This is a genomic window from Cryobacterium melibiosiphilum, from assembly GCF_003602235.1.
Classification (GTDB): Bacteria; Actinomycetota; Actinomycetes; order Actinomycetales; family Microbacteriaceae; genus Cryobacterium; species Cryobacterium melibiosiphilum.
This window is the reverse complement of the sequence record NZ_QZVS01000095.1, coordinates 39,767-56,586: the sequence shown is the minus strand read 5'-3', so window position 1 is coordinate 56,586 and position 16,820 is coordinate 39,767. Positions and strand designations below refer to the sequence as shown.

16 protein-coding genes are annotated in these 16,820 nt (G+C 67.4%); 8 read left to right on the top strand and 8 right to left on the bottom strand.

The features are described from left to right. Positions 1-4 precede the first annotated feature (4 nt). Positions 5-1,375, bottom strand: a complete 1,371-nt coding sequence (locus tag D6T64_RS18660) for a sensor histidine kinase (protein WP_119976182.1) — start codon at positions 1,373-1,375, stop codon at positions 5-7. Next, the gene (locus D6T64_RS18655) at positions 1,372-2,061 is read right to left on the bottom strand and encodes a response regulator transcription factor (protein WP_119976181.1); all 690 of its coding nucleotides are present in this window, start codon (positions 2,059-2,061) and stop codon (positions 1,372-1,374) included. The genes D6T64_RS18660 and D6T64_RS18655 overlap by 4 nt, the downstream gene beginning before the upstream one ends. A gap of 159 nt (positions 2,062-2,220) precedes the next feature. On the opposite strand from D6T64_RS18655, the gene D6T64_RS18650 reads away from it, so the two are divergent. Then, positions 2,221-2,886, top strand: coding sequence for a ferritin-like domain-containing protein (locus tag D6T64_RS18650; protein ID WP_119976180.1), 666 nt, complete (start codon positions 2,221-2,223; stop codon positions 2,884-2,886). Positions 2,887-2,917: 31 nt separating this feature from the next. Here the strand turns inward: D6T64_RS18650 and D6T64_RS18645 are convergent, their stop codons facing one another. From D6T64_RS18645 to D6T64_RS18630, 4 genes are read right to left on the bottom strand one after another with little or no spacing between them, the layout of a single operon-like run. After that, positions 2,918-4,465, bottom strand: coding sequence for a 2Fe-2S iron-sulfur cluster-binding protein (locus D6T64_RS18645; protein ID WP_199719224.1), 1,548 nt, complete (start codon positions 4,463-4,465; stop codon positions 2,918-2,920). 26 nt (positions 4,466-4,491) lie between these two features. Next, positions 4,492-5,475, bottom strand: coding sequence for an FAD:protein FMN transferase (locus tag D6T64_RS18640; protein ID WP_199719223.1), 984 nt, complete (start codon positions 5,473-5,475; stop codon positions 4,492-4,494). Positions 5,476-5,480: 5 nt separating this feature from the next. Further along, positions 5,481-5,852 (bottom strand): hypothetical protein, encoded by a 372-nt coding sequence (locus D6T64_RS22720; protein WP_158594921.1) that lies wholly within the window; start codon positions 5,850-5,852, stop codon positions 5,481-5,483. Continuing rightward, positions 5,845-6,231: a hypothetical protein gene (locus tag D6T64_RS18630; protein ID WP_119976179.1), complete on the bottom strand. Its 387-nt coding sequence runs from the start codon at positions 6,229-6,231 to the stop codon at positions 5,845-5,847. The genes D6T64_RS22720 and D6T64_RS18630 overlap by 8 nt, the downstream gene beginning before the upstream one ends. A gap of 53 nt (positions 6,232-6,284) precedes the next feature. Between D6T64_RS18630 and D6T64_RS18625 the strand changes: the two genes are divergently transcribed. The 7 genes from D6T64_RS18625 to D6T64_RS18600 all read left to right on the top strand — a co-directional run bounded on the left by D6T64_RS18625 (position 6,285) and on the right by D6T64_RS18600 (position 14,297). After that, the gene (locus D6T64_RS18625) at positions 6,285-7,049 is read left to right on the top strand and encodes a response regulator transcription factor (protein WP_233551402.1); all 765 of its coding nucleotides are present in this window, start codon (positions 6,285-6,287) and stop codon (positions 7,047-7,049) included. Continuing rightward, positions 7,046-8,449 carry a sensor histidine kinase gene (locus D6T64_RS18620; protein ID WP_119976178.1) on the top strand — a complete coding sequence of 468 codons (1,404 nt, stop codon included), beginning with the start codon at positions 7,046-7,048 and terminating at the stop codon, positions 8,447-8,449. The genes D6T64_RS18625 and D6T64_RS18620 overlap by 4 nt, the downstream gene beginning before the upstream one ends. A 201-nt stretch (positions 8,450-8,650) precedes the next feature. Then, positions 8,651-10,156: a sodium/proline symporter PutP gene (gene putP, locus D6T64_RS18615; RefSeq protein WP_119976177.1), complete on the top strand. Its 1,506-nt coding sequence runs from the start codon at positions 8,651-8,653 to the stop codon at positions 10,154-10,156. A 245-nt stretch (positions 10,157-10,401) separates the two neighbouring features. Continuing rightward, complete coding sequence (locus D6T64_RS23295; RefSeq protein ID WP_233551400.1) at positions 10,402-10,833, top strand: type 2 periplasmic-binding domain-containing protein; 432 nt, start codon at positions 10,402-10,404, stop codon at positions 10,831-10,833. 12 nt (positions 10,834-10,845) lie between these two features. Continuing rightward, entirely contained in the window at positions 10,846-11,469 is a 624-nt protein-coding gene (locus D6T64_RS23290) for an extracellular solute-binding protein (protein WP_267900500.1), read from the top strand. Positions 11,470-11,548: 79 nt separating this feature from the next. Continuing rightward, positions 11,549-12,559, top strand: coding sequence for an ABC transporter ATP-binding protein (locus D6T64_RS18605; protein WP_119976176.1), 1,011 nt, complete (start codon positions 11,549-11,551; stop codon positions 12,557-12,559). Position 12,560: 1 nt separating this feature from the next. Then, positions 12,561-14,297: an ABC transporter permease gene (locus D6T64_RS18600; RefSeq protein ID WP_119976175.1), complete on the top strand. Its 1,737-nt coding sequence runs from the start codon at positions 12,561-12,563 to the stop codon at positions 14,295-14,297. Here D6T64_RS18600 and D6T64_RS18595 read toward each other — a convergent pair. Together D6T64_RS18595 and D6T64_RS18590 are read right to left on the bottom strand one after the other, a co-directional pair. Continuing rightward, a complete protein-coding gene (locus D6T64_RS18595; RefSeq protein ID WP_119976288.1) occupies positions 14,256-15,299 on the bottom strand; it encodes a squalene cyclase in 1,044 nt (347 codons plus the stop codon). The genes D6T64_RS18600 and D6T64_RS18595 overlap by 42 nt on opposite strands. Positions 15,300-15,501: 202 nt before the next feature. Then, entirely contained in the window at positions 15,502-16,776 is a 1,275-nt protein-coding gene (locus D6T64_RS18590) for an MFS transporter (protein ID WP_119976174.1), read from the bottom strand. Positions 16,777-16,820: the final 44 nt, after the last annotated feature.

Below are 16,820 nucleotides of genomic sequence, written 5' to 3'. Positions count from 1 at the left end.
CCGCTTACTGCGGTGCGCCCGGCAGCCGGACCGTGATTGTCGTGCCCTCGCCCAGCACTGAGGTCGCGCCGATGGTGCCGCCGTGACGCGTCACGATCTCCCGCACGAGGGCGAGGCCGATACCCGAACCGGTGACCTGCCGGGCGGAACGGCCTCGCCACAACCGCTCGAAAATGTGCGGCAGCTCATCGACGGCAATGCCGGGTCCGCTGTCGGTGACCGTCAAAACAGCGTCGGGTCGGCCGTCAGCGGCGCCCGCGGACACGCTCAGCACGACGGTGTCGCCCGGGCGACAATACCGAGCGGCATTGGCGAGCAGGTTACCGATGGCCTGATGCAGCCGGTCGGCATCCGCTCGCACCCAGACCGCCTCGACGGCGTCGACGCTCACCCGCAGCTCCGCGGCTCGCAGCTCTGGTTCGTGCAGGTCGGATTCTTGCCGGGCGATCTGCGCCAGGTCGACCGATGCCAGCCGCAGCGACATTTCCGCCGTTTCAACCGCCGACAGCTCGGCCAGATCCGCCACGACCCGGCCGAGGCGCAGCGACTGGTCGTGCAGGCCGGCCAGCCCTTCGGGGGTGGGATCCACGAGTCCGTCCCGCAGTTCTTCCAGGCCGGCCTGCAGCGCGGCCAGGGGCGTGCGCAGCTCGTGCGCGACATCGGCGGTGAGCGTGCGCCGATCATGCTCGGAGCGCACGACCGAATCCGCCATGCCGTTGAAGGCGACGGCGAGTTCGCCGAGCTCCCCCGGAGCTCGGGACACCGCCCGCGGCGTGACCCGGGACTGCCGGTCACCGGCCGTGAACGAGCGGGCGGCATCCGTCAGGGTGCGAATCGGACGCACCAGGCGGCGCGTGACCAGCCAGCTCGCGGCGAACGCAAGGGCGAGCGCGACAACCGCGGCGACGGCGATCCAAGTCCACGCCACGTTTCGCACCCCGGAGGCCGAGTTGCCGCCGAAGCTCAGGCGCACCTCGCCGACCTCGACCGCGTCGACCACGATCGACGCCGTGACCGCGTTCTGCCCCATCCCGCTGCCCTGGCCCAGGCCGCCCATGCCGCCTGAGCCTGATCCCGCCCCCTCCTGGAGGGTCGCGCCGCTCGCATCCAGCACCGTGACGCGGGCGGATGCCGCTGCCCCGATCGCGAGGACCCGGCTGAGGTCCGCGGCCTCCCAGCCGTCGGCCTGCCGGTATGCCTCGGCACCCGCCGATGCGGCCGAAGCGGCGATGCGTGCCCGATCGTCCTGCAGGGCGACCTGCACGCCGCGGTCGACCCCGATCAGCGCCGCTCCGCTCTGCACGAGCACCGACGACACGGCCACGAGGACGAACGCGAGCAGCAGGCGCCGCCCGATCGAGCCGAGGCCCGTCATGACGGGGAATCCTGCGTCAGTCCCAGCCGATAGCCGACGCCGAGAACCGTCTGCACGACATCCGCTCCTGAGGCACCGAGCTTGCGGCGCAGATTCTTGATGTGCGAATCGATGGTGCGCTCGTAGCCGGCATATTCGTAGCCGCGCACCCGGTTCACCAGCTCATAGCGCGAATAGACCCGTCCGGGCGCGGTCGCGACGGCGGCCAGCAGCCCCCACTCGGTCGGAGTGAGATCGAGGGCGGCCCCGTCGAACCAGGCCCGGTGGGTGCCCTCGTCGATGCGCAGCCGGCGGTCGCCGTAGCTGACCGGCCCGGCATCGGCCGGAGCACCGCTGTAGCGGTGCAGCACCGCCTGCACGCGCAACACGACCTCGGCCGGGCTGAACGGTTTGGTCACGTAGTCGTCGGCACCGAGCTCGAGGCCGTGGATGCGGTCCTCCGTGCTGCTGCGCGCGGTCAACACGATCACCGGCAGGCTGCCGAGCGCGTGGATCTCCCGCAGAATATCGGTGCCGTCGATGTCGGGCAGGCCCAGGTCGAGAATCACGAGGTCGGCCGCGGTCAGCAGGGTCAGTGCCTCGGCGCCCGATGCGGTCGTGAGGGCAAAAAACCCGGCGCGTTCCAGGTAGCGACGCAGCAGTTCGCGAATGTCTCGTTCGTCTTCGACTACCAGCACCGTGGGCATACTTCACCCTAGCTCCGGCGCAGAAACGGATGCCGCCGCCCGGCCCGGCCGGCGTGATCTCCACACCGTCTCCACACGGTCGCCAACCCGCCTGCACGCCCCCGCGTCATCGTTTCATTACCGAGGCAGAGCGCCCCGGACCACATACAGGAGCACACCATGCGTAAGTCAGTCATCATCACCTCGGCGATCGCCACCGGCGTCGTCCTCACCGCCCTCATCGCGACACCGAGCCTGGCCGCCGGCCCGCGCAACGGCGACGCGGCCGGCAACGCCACCACCACGATGGCAGAGCGACAGGGCGCCGGGATGGGCAGCGGAACGAACAGCCAGAAGGGAGCCGGCTCGGGAATGTCCGGTACCAAAACCGGCACGTGCCTCATCGATGTCGCCAGCGGAACCGTCACGGCCGAGCAGACCGACGCCCTCGCCGCGATGGCCGCGGAGGAAAAGCTCGCCCACGACCTCTACGTCGCCTTCGCCGACCAGTACGACGCCGCGGTGTTCACCCGCATCGCCTCCGCCGAGACGAAGCATCTCGACGCGGTGAGCATGCTCCTCGAGCGCTACGACATCGCCGACCCGACCATCGGCCTGGCCGCCGGAGTGTTCTCCACCGACGTGACCCAGGATCTCTACGACACCCTGCTCGCCGACGGCTCGGTCAGCCTCGACGCGGCGATGGAGGCCGCCCGCACCGTGGAAGAGCTCGACATCGCGGATCTCACGGCCGCCGCGGAGGGGGTCACGGCCCCCGATGTGCTCGCGGTCTACGACCACCTGCTGACCGGCTCCGAGCGGCACCTCGTCGCCTTCGGTGGTTAGGCAGTTCGCCCTATCCGTGTCACCAGCCCGCTCAGACGTCGAGCACGAGGGTACTCGTGCTCGCACGGCTGACGCAGGGGTAGATGATGCGCAGGCGGTCTTTCTCGGCGTCATCCATCACCGAGTCGAGGTGCTGCGGTGTTCCCGCGAGCACCCGCAGCTCGCAGGTGCCGCAGACCCCGGTGCGGCACGACCCGAGCACCGGCAGCCCGCGCTCCTCCAACGCGGTCAGGATGCTCTGGCCCGCAGGCACGAGCACGTCCTGCCGACTTTTGCGGCACGTCACGAGCACCGGCTGCGCCGCCGGTGCTACCCGCAGCAAGGCGACGAAGCGTTCGAGGTGCAGGTGCCGCGCCGGTACGAGCGCCGCGACCGCGGTCATGAGCGATTCGGGCCCGCAGGCATAGACCTCGGCTTCGGGCAATCCGTGCGTGACGATGGCGGCCAGATTGAGCGCCGCGTCACTCTCATCGCCGGCATGGATGCGTACCCGGCCCGGGTAGCGCGCCACCAGCTCATCGGCGAAGGCCATCGTGCTGCGACTGCGGCCCGCATAGACGAGCCGCCAGACCCGGTGTGCCGGCAGCGACTCGATCATGGCCTTAATCGGCGTGATACCGATTCCACCGGCGACGAACAGGTATTCGGAGGCCGGTTCGAGCGCGAAATGGTTCTGCGGCCCCGATACCTCGACGGTCATTCCGGGCAGCAGGTTCTTATGAATCCAGGCACTGCCGCCGGCCGATTCACGGGTGTGCAACACAGCTATGTCGTAGTGATTGCGTTCCGCCGGGTCTCCGCACAGCGAGTACTGCCGTTGCAGGCCGTTGGGCAGGTGCAGGGTCAGGTGCGCTCCCGGCTGCCACAGCGGCAGTCGCTCCCACTCATGCATCTCCAAGCGGATGCCGAGCACCCCGTCGGCGACGGTCGTCACGCTGGCAACGACCATGCTCCGCTTCTCCTGCACGTGCGCGGGTTCGCCGACCGACACATCAGTCGCCCCCGACCGCACCACGGGCGTGCGCGAGCGGCCCGACCGCGTGCCCGTGACCATCCGCACGATGACCGCGACCGTGGTGAGACCGATGAGCGTGATCGCCACCGCTCGATACCACCAGGTGCCCACGTCGGTGCCGGTGAACCCGGCGTGGAAGGAGACCAGCAGCACCGTGAGGTAGCTCGCGTAGTGCAGGATTTTCCAGAATCTGCGTGGCAGCCGCTGCATCAGCAGCGACGAGCCCTGCACGGCAACCAGCAGGTAGAAAGCCAGGATGCCGAGGGCCACTGGCAGGGGCTTGAAGTCCGTCGCGAACGGCACGAGCACCTCGACCGCCGAGAACTTCAGCCACTGGTCGAGCATGAGCGACACCATGTGCAGCCCGACCATCACGAGCGCGGCGCCGCCGAGGTAGCGGTGCAGGTCCTGCAGCCAGGCGGGGCTGTCGATACGGCGCAGCACGCGGGTGGAGAGCAGGATGCCCCAGAGCACGGACGCCGTCATGAGCGCCCAGGCGATGATGGCGCTGGCGCGGGTCACGTACCACCAGAGGTGTGGGTCGATCAGGGCTGTCTGAATCATGGCTGTCTGAATCATGCCTGTTTGGATCATGCGTAGAGCGTCCAGTTCTCGGAGGCCATGAGGGCTCCCGTGTCGTCGATCATCAGTCCCGCCGCGCCGACCGTGGGAAGCCAGGCCAGGTAGTCGCGGGGGTCACGCAGAAATCCGGGTTTGGTGAGGGCCTCGGCACGAGCTCCCGAAGACGCGATCACTGACACCGTTTGAATCGGGGTCACCGCACTCCTGAGGCCGGCCGGGTCGAGCAGGTGATGGCGCTCCCCCGCGTGCCCCGGCTCGGTGCCGAAGCGTTTCTTGCGCTGGCTCGAGGTGGCCAGGGCTCCCTGTTGCAGGCGCACGACGGCCGAATGGGCGGAGAGGTCGAACGGGTTCTCGACACCGAGCCGCCAGGCCGTGCCGTCGGGCGCCGTTCCGGCGACGGCGATATCGCCGCCAATCTCCGCCATGACACCCCAGGCACCGGAGGCGAGCGCCAGCTCGCAGATCAGGTCGGCGGTCAGGCCCTTGCCGACGCCGCCGGGGTCGAGGGTCATGCCCACCGGCATCCGGATGACGCCGTCGCGGATCTCGATCGCGGCCAGATTTCCGGGCGCCCGAGCGGATGCGGGCAGGCGCGTGACCCGGGTGGGATCGACCGCCGAGGTGGTGTAGCCGGCCTCGAGCAGCAACGGCAGTAGCGTGGGATCGTAGGCGCCCAGGGTCAGTCGCGCCGCGTGGCGCATGCTTTCGAGCAGCCCTACGGTCAGCGGATCGACCTCCACGGGCCGACCTTCGGCCCAGTTCAGCCGCGAGATGTCGCTTGTCGGCTGAAATCTGCTCCAGCGCTGTTCGCAGCGGTCGGCCAGATCGAAGCAGTCGTCCAGCAGGCCAGCGGATGCCCCCACCAGGGTGATCGTTGCTCCGCCGCCCATCAGGCGCTGCCGACGGGACACGCTGCGCGGGCTCGTGTCGGTGTTGTGAAAGACGGCGCGCAGAGCGTCGCGGGCGATCGAGTCGTGGGCTGGTGCAGGCATGACCGTCAGCCCCCCGACCCGCCCGAGGTGCCGTTCACCGGAGCCGGAGCGGCCGGTGCAGGCACTGCCGGAGCAGGTTGCGCCGGAGCAGGTAGGGCCGGAGCAGGCACTGCCGGAGCAGGTTGGGCCGGAGCAGGAGTCTGTGCATCCGGCACCGGAACCGGCACCACGGGAGCCTCGACGGCGGCCGGAACGGCCGGAGCAGCTGCCGGCGACAGCGGTGCCGACACGGCCAGCTCCGTCGTGTGAGCGCTCGCCGAGACCTGGAAACCGGCGACCATGCCCATCAAGGCCATCGCGGACAGTGCCCCGGTGATCACCCGAGCGTTGCGGGCCGGGTGGGCTCGCCGAACCCGCCGGTTCATCGGCTCAGTCATCGTCGTCACTTTCGCCTGACTCATCATCGTCATCCTGTTCGTCGGCATATTCGCCGTCACCGTCGTCGTCATCATCGGAGCCGGAGTACGTGCCCGAGCCGCCGGAGGTCGCATCCGTTGCCGGAAGGCTCGGAGCGACCACGACGGGTGTCGGCGACGCGTCGCCCGACGGTTCGGGCGCGCTCGACGGCACAGTAGGAGTCGGCATCTGCGTGTTCGTGCTGACCGGCACGAGCACGTCGGTGGCCCGGCCGATGGTGCCGCTGTTCGCGGAGTTCAGCGTGTCGGCGTTGACCGCCATGGCGACGGATGCCGTGCCCAGTACTCCGAGGATGGAGAGGATCGTGACTGTCTTCGATGTCGTGAGATTCAGCTTCATACCTCGACAGTACGAATATGCCCCTCTAGTTTCGGCCCGCGAACATCCAAGACTTGTCCAAGAAGAACCCGCCACCCACCCCGCAGTTCGCCGACGCCCGCCGCAGCGGGCACACTGAGATCATGCGAGTACTGGTGGTGGAGGACGACGCATCCGTCGCGGACGGAATCATCGACGGCCTCGGCAGCGCGCAGTTCACAACCCGCCACGTGAGCACGGGCAGAGGGTGCCTCGCCGCGATGGCTGAATTTCGCCCGGACCTCGTGCTGCTCGACCTCGGACTGCCCGACATGGACGGAATCGACGTCTGCCGCGCCATCCGCTCAGACAGCGACACGCCGATCATCGTCGTCAGCGCCCGAGACGGCGAGATCGACCGGGTGATCGCCCTCGAGATCGGCGCCGACGACTACGTCGTGAAGCCGTTCGGAATGCGCGAACTCGTGGCGCGCATCCGTGCCGTGCACCGGCGTTTCGGCCAGAATGCGCCCGAAGCCGAGCCGGAATCGACCGAGCGCCGCTTCGGCGAGCTCGTCATCGATATCCGCGCCCAACGCGTCACGCTCGGCGACGCGGTCGTGTACCTCACGCCGAAGGAATTCGCCCTGCTCGTCTACCTGTCTGACGACCCGGGCGCGGTGTTTCGCCGGGCGGACATCCTGCACGATGTCTGGGACACCAACTGGTACGGCACCACCAAGACCCTCGACGCCCACATCGCGGCGATCCGAAAGAAGCTCGGGCACCCCGGCTGGATCGAATCCGTGCGCGGCGTCGGGTTTCGATTCGGGGTCCCCCTCCCGGGGTCACGCGCATGAAGTGGCGCCTGATGGCCGCCTTCATCGGCGTGACCCTGCTCGTGCTGCTGGTGCAGGACGTGCCGCTGAGTTTCTACCTGCGCGGCGTCGAAAACGACCGCATCGTGACCGCCCTCGAGCGTGACGCGTTCGTGCTCGCCGGGCGCAGCGAGGAGGCCCTCGAGAGCGCCGACACGACCGACGACACCGCCCTGACCGACATGGCCCGCACCTACCGGGATGCCGGCGGCGCCCGCGTCGTGATCGTCAATGCGCAGGGCGATGCGGTCGTCACCAGTGACGACGACCAGTCCCGTGTCGGCGTCTCCTACGCGTCGCGGCCGGAGATCATCGAATCCCTGACCGGCACCATCACCACGGGCACCCGCTACTCCGACACGCTGCAGCAGAACCTGCTCTACGTGACCGTGCCGGTGTTCAGCGGCACCGAGGTGCTCGGCGCGGTGCGCCTCACCTATCCCTCACAGGTGGTGACGGATGCCGTCAACGATCAGCTGCGCGTGCTCGGCATCGTGGCCCTCACGACCGTGCTACTGGCCGGCATCGTCGGGTTCATCTTCTCGAGCACCGTGACGCGGCGGCTGCACCTGCTGCGCGAAGCCACCGAACGCCTCGCCGAGGGCGACCTGGCCTCGCGCGCCGACGAGACCGCCGGCGCCCCCGAGATCCGCGCGCTGTCGCGCTCGTTCAACCGCATGGCCGAGCGCCTGAACACGCTCATCCAACAGCAGCGCACCTTCGCGGCGGATGCCTCCCATCAGTTGCGCACGCCGCTCACCGCCCTGCGCCTCAGGCTCGAACGGGCCCGCGACCTGCTGCACGCCGACCCGGACGGCGCCGCGGAGCGGCTTGCCGCGGCCGAGAGCGAGGTCGACCGGCTCGGCAACATCGTCGAGGGCCTGCTGCTGCTGAGCCGCACCGAAGGGCACTCGGCGCCGCTCATCACGGTCGATCTGGCCGCCATTGCGGGCGAGCGGGTGGAGCAGTGGGCGGCGCTCGCTGCGGAAAGTGGCGTGGAGATCCGCTACGAGGGGCCGGCTGACGCTCCGGTGCAGGCGATCATCGATGCCGCCGAACAGATCGTGGACAATTTCGTCGACAACGCCCTCACGGTCAGCCCTGAGGGCAGCACGATCGTGGTGCGGGTGGTGGTGGACGGCCCGGCAACGACCGTGCACGTGCTCGACGCGGGCCCCGGCCTCTCGCCGGAGGACTGTACTCGGGCCTTCGACCGGTTCTGGCGCGCGACCTCCGACATGGCCGGCAGTGGACTCGGCCTCGCCATCGTCACCCAGCTGGCCGTGGCGAGCCGGGCCCGCGCCCAGCTCACGCCGCGCTCGGGGCCCGGCCTCGACGCATCCGTCACCTTCGCCACGGCGCCCGGGTCCACTAGTGCGTGAGAAAAACCTTCAGGTGCACTAGGGCGTGGGCAGCATCGCCTGCGAACGCACTGTCAGGGTCGGAACGCCCCAGAAATGTACCTGTGAATCTGTGCCGACACAGTCACTCAATATATCTGCGATACTGGAGATCTGATATATGGCCTGTACTCATAGCCATCCGAAGACCCACACAACGGGCATCCACTTAGAGGAAACCCAATGACGGATCAGACTTTTCAGTTAATTGCTATCGTTTTATACCTCATCGGCATGGTCGCCATCGGCTACTTTGCCTTTCGTCAGACCAAAGATCTTGACGACTATATGCTCGCCGGCCGCAACCTCAAGCCCGGCACCGCAGCACTCAGCGCCGGAGCCTCGGACATGTCCGGTTGGCTTCTCCTCGGCCTTCCCGGCGCCATCTACGTCTCCGGCCTGGTCGAGGCCTGGATCGCCATCGGCCTCACCATCGGCGCCTGGCTGAACTGGAAGTTCATCGCCCCGCGACTGCGTTCGTACACCGAGGTCTCGCAGAACTCCATCACGCTGCCGAGCTTCTTCGAGAACCGGCTCAAGGACAAGTCCCGCCTGCTGCGGATCGTCTCCGGCCTCATCATCCTCGTGTTCTTCACGTTCTACGTTTCGTCCGGCATGGTCGCCGGCGGCGTGTTCTTCGAGGAGTCCTTCGGCTCGACCTTCCTGGTCGGCATGCTGATCGTCGCCGGTGTCACCCTGCTCTACACGCTGTTCGGCGGGTTCCTCGGCGCCACGCTCACCGACGTGGCCCAGGGCATCCTGATGCTCATCGCGCTGATCGCCGTTCCGCTCATGGCCCTCAGCGCCACCGGCGGAGTTGGCCCGACCCTCGACTCCATTCGGGAAGTCGACCCGAACCTGCTGTCACTGACCGCCGGCGGATCCGTGCTCGGCGTGATCTCGGCCGCGGCCTGGGGCCTCGGCTATGTCGGCCAGCCGCACATCATCGTGCGCTTCATGGCCCTGCGCACCCCGCAGGACGCCAAGGCCGGTCGCCGCATCGGCATCGGCTGGATGATCCTGACCGCCGCCGGCGCCATCGCCACCGCACTCATCGGCATCGCGTACTTTCAGCAGAACCCCGACCTGTCGCTCGGCAACCCCGAGACGGTGTTCCTGCTGCTCTCGCAGACGCTGTTCCACCCCTTCATCGCCGGCCTCGTTCTGGCCGCCGTACTTGCCGCGATCATGAGCACGATTTCATCGCAGCTGATCGTGTGCTCGTCGGCCCTCGTCGAGGACCTCTACAAGATCGTCGGCAAGAAGGACGCCACCCCGAAGCAGATGATGATCCTCGGCCGCTTCGGCGTGCTGATCGTCGCCGTCGTCGCCGGCCTGATCGCGCTGCAGCAGAGCTCCAGCATCCTCGACCTGGTCGGGTTCGCCTGGGCCGGTTTCGGTGCCGCCTTCGGCCCGGTCGTGCTGCTCTCGCTGTACTGGAAGAAGCTCACCACGTCGGGCGCCATCACGTCGATGCTGACCGGCGCGATCGTCGTCTTCGTCTGGGGCAACCTGCCCGTCGGCGACACCCTGTACGAGATCATCCCCGGCTTCGCGGCCAGCTTGCTGGTGGCCGTCATCGTGTCGCTCGCCACGTACAAGCCCAACGCCGAGATCGAAGCGGAGTTTGACGCCGCCGTCGAGCAGGCACACCACGCCTACACGGCTCCGGAGAAGGTCTCGGCCTAACTCCGCTGCTCCACCCGCACCACGCACGACGAACGGCATCCGCCTCGGCCAATACGGCCAGGAACGGATGCCGTTCGTCGTCCCCGACGTGCCTTATCTGCACAGCTGATGAACGGTAAGCGAAGACTGGGTCAGATCGACCGCGCGACCTCGCAGCGGGTCATAGCGTGGTGATGTCACTGTCGATTTAACCGAATCGGTTCGGGCGCCTTCTGTGGTTGCGCCGAGCCACAGAAGGAACCACATTGCACAAGCGCACTACCACCGTCAGTTCCGTTGCGCTCGTTCTGCTGGGCACCATCGCGCTGACCTCCTGCAGCGCTGCCGCCGACACGTCGGCTTCGGGCGACGACGCCGGCACCCTCATCGTCTACACCAACTCCAACTCCGACGGACGCGGAGAGTGGATCATCGAGCAGGCATCCGCCGCCGGCCTGGACATCGAAATCGTCGGCCTCGGCGGCGCCGACCTCGCCAATCGCATCGTGGCCGAAAAGAACAATCCCGTCGGCGACGTGGTGTTCGGCCTGAACAACATGTTCTTCGAGACCCTGAAGTCCGAAGACGCCATCGCGGCCTACACCCCCGCCTGGTCGGGCGAGGTCGACAGCGCGGCCGGCGACGCGGCCGACGGCGCCTTCTGGCCGCTCGTCGAGCAGGCCATCGTCACCGTCTAAGACACCAACACCATCAGCGCAGCGGATGCCCCCACCGAGATCGAGGATCTCTGGAACGACGACCAGTACAGCGGCCGGTACGAGGTGAATACCGCGCTCGGGCAGGCGACCCCGCAGCTGGTGCTCGCGGGCCTGCTGGCGTCGTACGCCGACGAAGACGGCGAACTGGGAATCTCTGACGCCGGCTGGGATCAGGTCGAGGCCTACTTCGAGCACGGCTCCCCCGTCGTCGAGGGCACGGACCTCTACGCCCGCCTCACGCGCGACGAGGTCGATTTCGGCGTCATCCCGAGCAGCGGAATCACGAGCCGCGACGCCGAATACGGCACCGTCACCGGCGTGATCAGCCCCGAAGACGGCGTTCCCTACGTCACCGAGCAAATCGCCGTCATCAACGGCACCCCGCGTGAGGCCGCGGCCGAGGAATTCATCGATTGGTTCGGCAGCGCCGACGTGCAGGGCGCGTTCGCGGCCGAGTTCGCCGCCTACCCGGTCAACGAAGCCGCCCGCGCCGAGGCGCTCCCCGAAGTCGTCGAGCTCATCGAGTCGCTGCCCAAACAGGACATCGACTGGGCGCTCACCCGCGAGAACATCGGCTCCTGGGTCGAGAAGACTGAGCTCGAGTACCTGCCGTAACGGTCCGCCCGACGCCCCTCGCCCGCCCTACGATTCGCCGGGCACCGCTGCCGAGTCTCGGTGCCCGGTGGGAGCAGCCATGATCAGGTTCGACAACATTCAGGTGCGCTTCGGCGACCACACCGCCATCCCGGGCCTCAATCTGGAGGTGAAGCAGGGTGAATTCTTCACCTTGCTGGGGCCGAGCGGTTGCGGCAAAACCACCGCCCTGCGCACCCTCGCCGGTTTCATCGAGCCTTCGCAGGGGGAGATCCATATCGACGGCACCGCGGCGACGAGGCTGCCGAGCGAGAAGCGCAGTGTGGGGATGGTATTTCAGAACTACGCCCTCTTTCCGAGCATGAGCGTGTGGGAGAACATCGCATTCGGCTTGAAGGTGCGCAAGACCCACAAGGCCGAGACCCGCGCGCTCGTCGATGAAATCGCCGGTCAGGTGGAACTCACTTCCGAGCAGCTCGACAAGAACGTGTCTGAGCTCTCGGGCGGGCAGCAGCAGCGGGTCGCCATCGCCCGTGCCCTCGTGCTGAAGCCGCGCATCCTGCTGCTCGACGAGCCGCTCTCCAATCTCGACGCCAAACTGCGCGTGCAGTTACGCGAACAGCTCAAGAACCTGCAGCGTGAGCTCGGCATCACGACGGTGTACGTGACCCATGACCAGGAAGAAGCCCTGACGATGAGCGACCGCATCGCCGTGTTCAACCGCGGCGTCGTCGAGCAGGTCGGAACTCCCGAAGAGATCTACAACCGGTCGGCAACCGAGTTCGTCTGCACGTTCGTGGGAGCGATGAACAGACTGTCCGTCGAGGTGATGCAGCGGCTCCGCGATGCCGGCGCCGCCCTCGAGGCCGACAAGGCCTCCTACCTGCGGCTTGAAAAAGTGGCCTTGCAGCGGCCCACCGAGGCGAGCGACAGCATCCGTCTCGACGGCATTGTGGCCGAACGGTCCTATCACGGAGCCCACAGCACCTACACGATTCACAGCCACGGCAGCTCGATTCGCGCACTCGTTGCGGAGGGCGGCGCGGCGCCGCTGGTCGCCGGGTCGCACGCAGAGCTGTATATCGATCCCGCCTCGGTTTTGCAGTACTAGCATGCGCAATTCCTGGCGCTCCCTGCTGCGCTCGCCCCTCGTGCTGGTCGTCGCCCTCGTCACCCTGTGGTTCATCGCCACCTTCCTGGTGTTTCCCAACGCCACCCTGCTGATCGGAACGTTCTTTCCCGACGGCCGATTCAGCTTCCGCGCGTTGGAGAAGCTCGTCAGCTCCGACCGGGCCATGAACAGCCTGTGGCACAGCTTTCTGCTCGCCGGCACCCTCGCGGTGACGGTCAACGTCGTGGGCATCTTCATCGTGCTGGTCACCGACTACTTCGCCATTCGAGGCGCACGGATGCTCTGGCTCGGCTATGCGACGACCCTGATCTACGGCGGAATCGTGCTTGCCGCCGGATACAACTTCATCTACGGTCGTTACGGCTTCGTCACCAATGCGGTCGGTAACTGGTTTCCCGACATCGACCGCGACTGGTTCTCAGGCTACTTCGCCGTGGTCGTCGTGATGACCCTCGCCACGACCACGAACCACATGCTCTTCCTCGGTTCGTCGCTCGCGAAAATCGACTACCAGACCATCGAAGCGGCCCGCAATATGGGGGCCGGAACCCTGCGCATCCTCTGGCGCATCGTGCTGCCGGCCCTCCGGCCGATGATCTTCGCGGTCACCGTGCTCACCTTCCTCACCGGGCTCGGGGCACTGACCGCGCCCCTGGTGTTGGGCGGCACCGATTTTCAAACCATCGCCCCCATGATCCTGACGTTCTCGAAGAGCAGCGGGTCCCGCGACCTGGCAGCACTGCTGGCCATCATCCTGGGCCTGGCCACGATCGTGCTGCTCGCCATGATGAACCGCGTGGAGAAATCGGGGGTGTACTTCTCGGTGGCGAAGGTGGCGACGCCGCTCACGAAGCAGAAGATTCCCAACCGGGCCGCCAACGTCACGGTGCACATCGTGGCGTACGCGCTGTTCCTTGTGTACGCCGCTCCCGTGGTCTTGATCGTGATGTTCTCGTTCCTTGATTCGAGCGCGATTCTGACCGGCACGATCACCTGGGATGCCTTCACCCTGGGCAATTACGCAACCGTGTTCGGTACTCCGTCGGTGCTGCGCCCGTTCGTCGTGAGCGTCGTCTACAGCGCCCTCGCCTCCGCGATCGTGGTCGTCGGCATGCTGTTCGTCGCGCGGGTTGTGCACAAACACCGCAATCCGGTGACCACGCTGATCGAGTATCTGCTGCACATCCCGTGGATCCTGCCCACGATCCTGATCGCGCTCGCTCTGGTCATGACCTTTGACCGGCCGCAGGCCCTCGTGGGGGGCCAGGTACTCACCGGAACCACCAGCATCCTCTTGATCGCCTACATCATCGTCAAGATCCCGTTCACGCTGCGCCTGCTGAAGGCCGCATTTGCGTCAGTGCCGGAGTCCCTCGAGGACGCTGCCCGAATTCTCGGGGCCGGGCCGCTCTTCACGCTGCGCACGGTGCTGTTTCCGCTCGTCATCCCCACCGCTGCGGCGATTATGGCGCTCAACTTCAACAGCCTCCTCGACGACTATGACGCCGCCGTGTTCCTCTACCACCCGCTGTATCAGCCGCTCGGAATTGCGATCAAGCTCAGCACGGAGGGCGAAAACAATCTCGACTCAATGTCGATCACGTTCGTCTACACGGTGCTGCTGATGATCATCATGGGCCTGGCGATGTACCTCGTCTACGGACGTGGCCGGGCCTCAACGGGTCGCCGCCGGCGGGTCAGACCGCGCTGGGCCTGACGACGGGTCTGAGCCGGCGGCGGCGTCCCACCAGGCGAGAACGCGGGTGCCGTAGAAGGTGAGCCACTTCGACGGTTCGCCGGCCGGCACGTCGATCTCGAACCAGACGCGTCCGGGGTGGCGGCGTTCCTGCTGCCAGGTTCCGTCAGGCTGACGGGCGGCGCGGATCAGGTCGATGGCGTCCGCGAGGCGCGGGTCTGGTGCGACGCCATCGTGCAGGGCGGCCTGCCGAAAGTAGTCGGCCGCGTTGACAGCGCTGTAGAACCAGCGGAACGGGTAGACGAACGTCGGCGCCCACGGCGCCACGACGTCGCCGGTCGACAGGCGGTGCAGCAGGCGACGTTTCAGCAGGTATTCCTCGCCGGCGTGCCGAGCCGCGCGGAGTTCGTCGGGTGTTCCGTTGACGATACCGCCAGTCACCTCTTCGTAGTAGAGCAGACCGCGCAGCGAGTTGATCGTGGAGTGGAACGACGATCGGGTCGACCCCTCAACCCACTCGCAGTTCCAGCCGCCCTCCGTCATCTGGTGATCCACGAACCACTGGGCGAGGCCCGAGACGTTTGCTCCCAGCCAAGCACCGTTGGCGAGCGTGAACGCGTTGATGCAGGCGTCGACCTCACCGTTCCAGTACGGCAGGTTTTCGTATTCCCACCGGCTGTTCGCCGCGAGCAGCTCGGCCGTTCCGGCGAGGGCGTTCGCGTCGACACCCCAGTCCCGCAGGGAGTTCAGGGACCAGGTGGTGGCCGTGTACGGCTGGCCGGCGTCATCCGCTGCCTCGGGGCCCTCGAAATCGAAGTCCCCGGGAAAGTACGCCCCGCCCGCCCACTGGCCGTCGGCATCCTGCAGCGCGAGCAGCCGCGCGCCGAAGCCCTCGGTGGCCACCCGGGCACGGGTCGCGGTCCAGACTTCGGCTGGCGCGCCGACCAGGTCGCGTTCGACCTGCCAGCGCAGGGCGGGGTCGGAGTCGAGGAGCCAAGCGAGCAGAATCGGGTCGAGGGTCATGACCAGCAGGCTACCCGCCACGTGCGACACCGTGCAGGCGAGTTGACAGAGTCGCCCGTGCGGAGGAGACGCGGCCCGTGCGCCCCAAAACTGCTCGTGCGCGTGGCAGGCCAGGCCAGGCGCACGAGCAGTTTTTGAGCGCATGAACGACAGAGCCCGCAGCGTAGGGGCGCACGAGCAGGTTTTCGTCGCGCGGCGGGAGCTAGGCCGTGTCGGAGGAGGGCGCCGCGGCATCCGCTGCGGCCGTCTTGCTGTCGGCGGGGTCGCGTTGGCGGCGGCTCGCGAGCAGGAAGGGCACGCCGATCACCTCCACGATGCCGCCGATCACGAGCGAGGTGCCGTAGCCGCCGAGGTCGGCGGCCCGGCCGAGACCCGGCTGGATGAACACCCCGCCGAGGCTGCCGAACAGCGAGTCGAACGACAGAACGGTCGCGCGCTGTTTCGACGGGATCATGTCGTTCAGGTAGGCCTGTCGCACCGGCGTCGCGACGGCGAAGACGAACCCCCAGACCACCAGCAGCACGAGGGCGAACCAGAAGGAACGGTTCACGCCCAGCACGATGAGTACCGCGATGCTGGCGACGGATGCCCCGATCACCGCGGTCGTGCGCCGCACGAAGAGCGCACGGATGCGCGGTGCGAGCACTCCCCCGGCGATCTGGGCGAGCGAGAGTGCCGCGGCGGCCAACCCGGCGATGGAGTACGCGGACGGGTCGCCGTAGAGCTCGAGCAGGTACGGCTGCAGGGCGTAGAAAGCGTAGATGCCGACCCCACCGGCGAACGGAGCGGAGAGTATCACGTAGCGCACCGAGCGCTTCCTGAGGCCGTGCTCGATCGACTGCGTCAACACGTTGCGCGTCGCCGTGATCGGGCCCGCGGAGCGATCCGGGGTGAAGCCAAGGTCTCGCATGACGACGAACGCGAATACGAACATCGCCACCAGCACGGCCGCCCGAATCAGGAACGGCACGCCCAGGTTGGTGGCCTGGGCGATGACCCCGCCGAGCACCGAACCGGCGAACATCGCGATGCCGGCGACGACGAGGCCGCGGCCGAAGACCGCCTCGAGGCTGCCGGTGTAGCCCGTCGCGGTGAGCGCGTCGACGAGCCAGGCCTCGACCGCGCCGGAAAAGAAGGTGAAGCCGAGCCCGAGCAGCACGGACACGATCGCCCACCACACGAAGGGCGCCTGCCAGAGCCACAGCAGCCAGTACAGGGCCGTCGTGACCGACAAAGTGATGGTTCCGAGCAGGTATGACGCCTTGCGGCCGACCGTGTCGGCGACGACCCCGGTGGGAATTTCGAAGATGACCATGCCCGCGGTGAAGAACGCGTTGGCCGCGAAGGCCTCGAAGTTCGACAGCCCCGCGTCGAGCAGAAACAGCGTGTTGATGCCCCAGATGAACGACGCTGCGAGGGTGTTTCCGAGCAGCAGGGTCAGGTAGATGCGCTGCACGCGCCGGGCCGCGGGGGTCACGATCCGGCACCGCGTGAAAGGGTCCGTTCCGTCATGTCGGCCAT

What these genes read in the sequence shown, in the direction of transcription:
- D6T64_RS18660 (WP_119976182.1), bottom strand. Translation starts at nt 1,375, where the DNA reads ATGACGGGCCTCGGCTCGATCGGGCGGCGCCTGCTGCTCGCGTTCGTC.
- D6T64_RS18655 (WP_119976181.1), bottom strand. Translation starts at nt 2,061, where the DNA reads ATGCCCACGGTGCTGGTAGTCGAAGACGAACGAGACATTCGCGAACTG.
- D6T64_RS18650 (WP_119976180.1), top strand. Translation starts at nt 2,221, where the DNA reads ATGCGTAAGTCAGTCATCATCACCTCGGCGATCGCCACCGGCGTCGTC.
- D6T64_RS18645 (WP_199719224.1), bottom strand. Translation starts at nt 4,465, where the DNA reads ATGATTCAGACAGCCCTGATCGACCCACACCTCTGGTGGTACGTGACC.
- D6T64_RS18640 (WP_199719223.1), bottom strand. Translation starts at nt 5,475, where the DNA reads ATGCCTGCACCAGCCCACGACTCGATCGCCCGCGACGCTCTGCGCGCC.
- D6T64_RS22720 (WP_158594921.1), bottom strand. Translation starts at nt 5,852, where the DNA reads ATGACTGAGCCGATGAACCGGCGGGTTCGGCGAGCCCACCCGGCCCGC.
- D6T64_RS18630 (WP_119976179.1), bottom strand. Translation starts at nt 6,231, where the DNA reads ATGAAGCTGAATCTCACGACATCGAAGACAGTCACGATCCTCTCCATC.
- D6T64_RS18620 (WP_119976178.1), top strand. Translation starts at nt 7,046, where the DNA reads ATGAAGTGGCGCCTGATGGCCGCCTTCATCGGCGTGACCCTGCTCGTG.
- putP (WP_119976177.1), top strand. Translation starts at nt 8,651, where the DNA reads ATGACGGATCAGACTTTTCAGTTAATTGCTATCGTTTTATACCTCATC.
- D6T64_RS18605 (WP_119976176.1), top strand. Translation starts at nt 11,549, where the DNA reads ATGATCAGGTTCGACAACATTCAGGTGCGCTTCGGCGACCACACCGCC.
- D6T64_RS18600 (WP_119976175.1), top strand. Translation starts at nt 12,561, where the DNA reads ATGCGCAATTCCTGGCGCTCCCTGCTGCGCTCGCCCCTCGTGCTGGTC.
- D6T64_RS18595 (WP_119976288.1), bottom strand. Translation starts at nt 15,299, where the DNA reads ATGACCCTCGACCCGATTCTGCTCGCTTGGCTCCTCGACTCCGACCCC.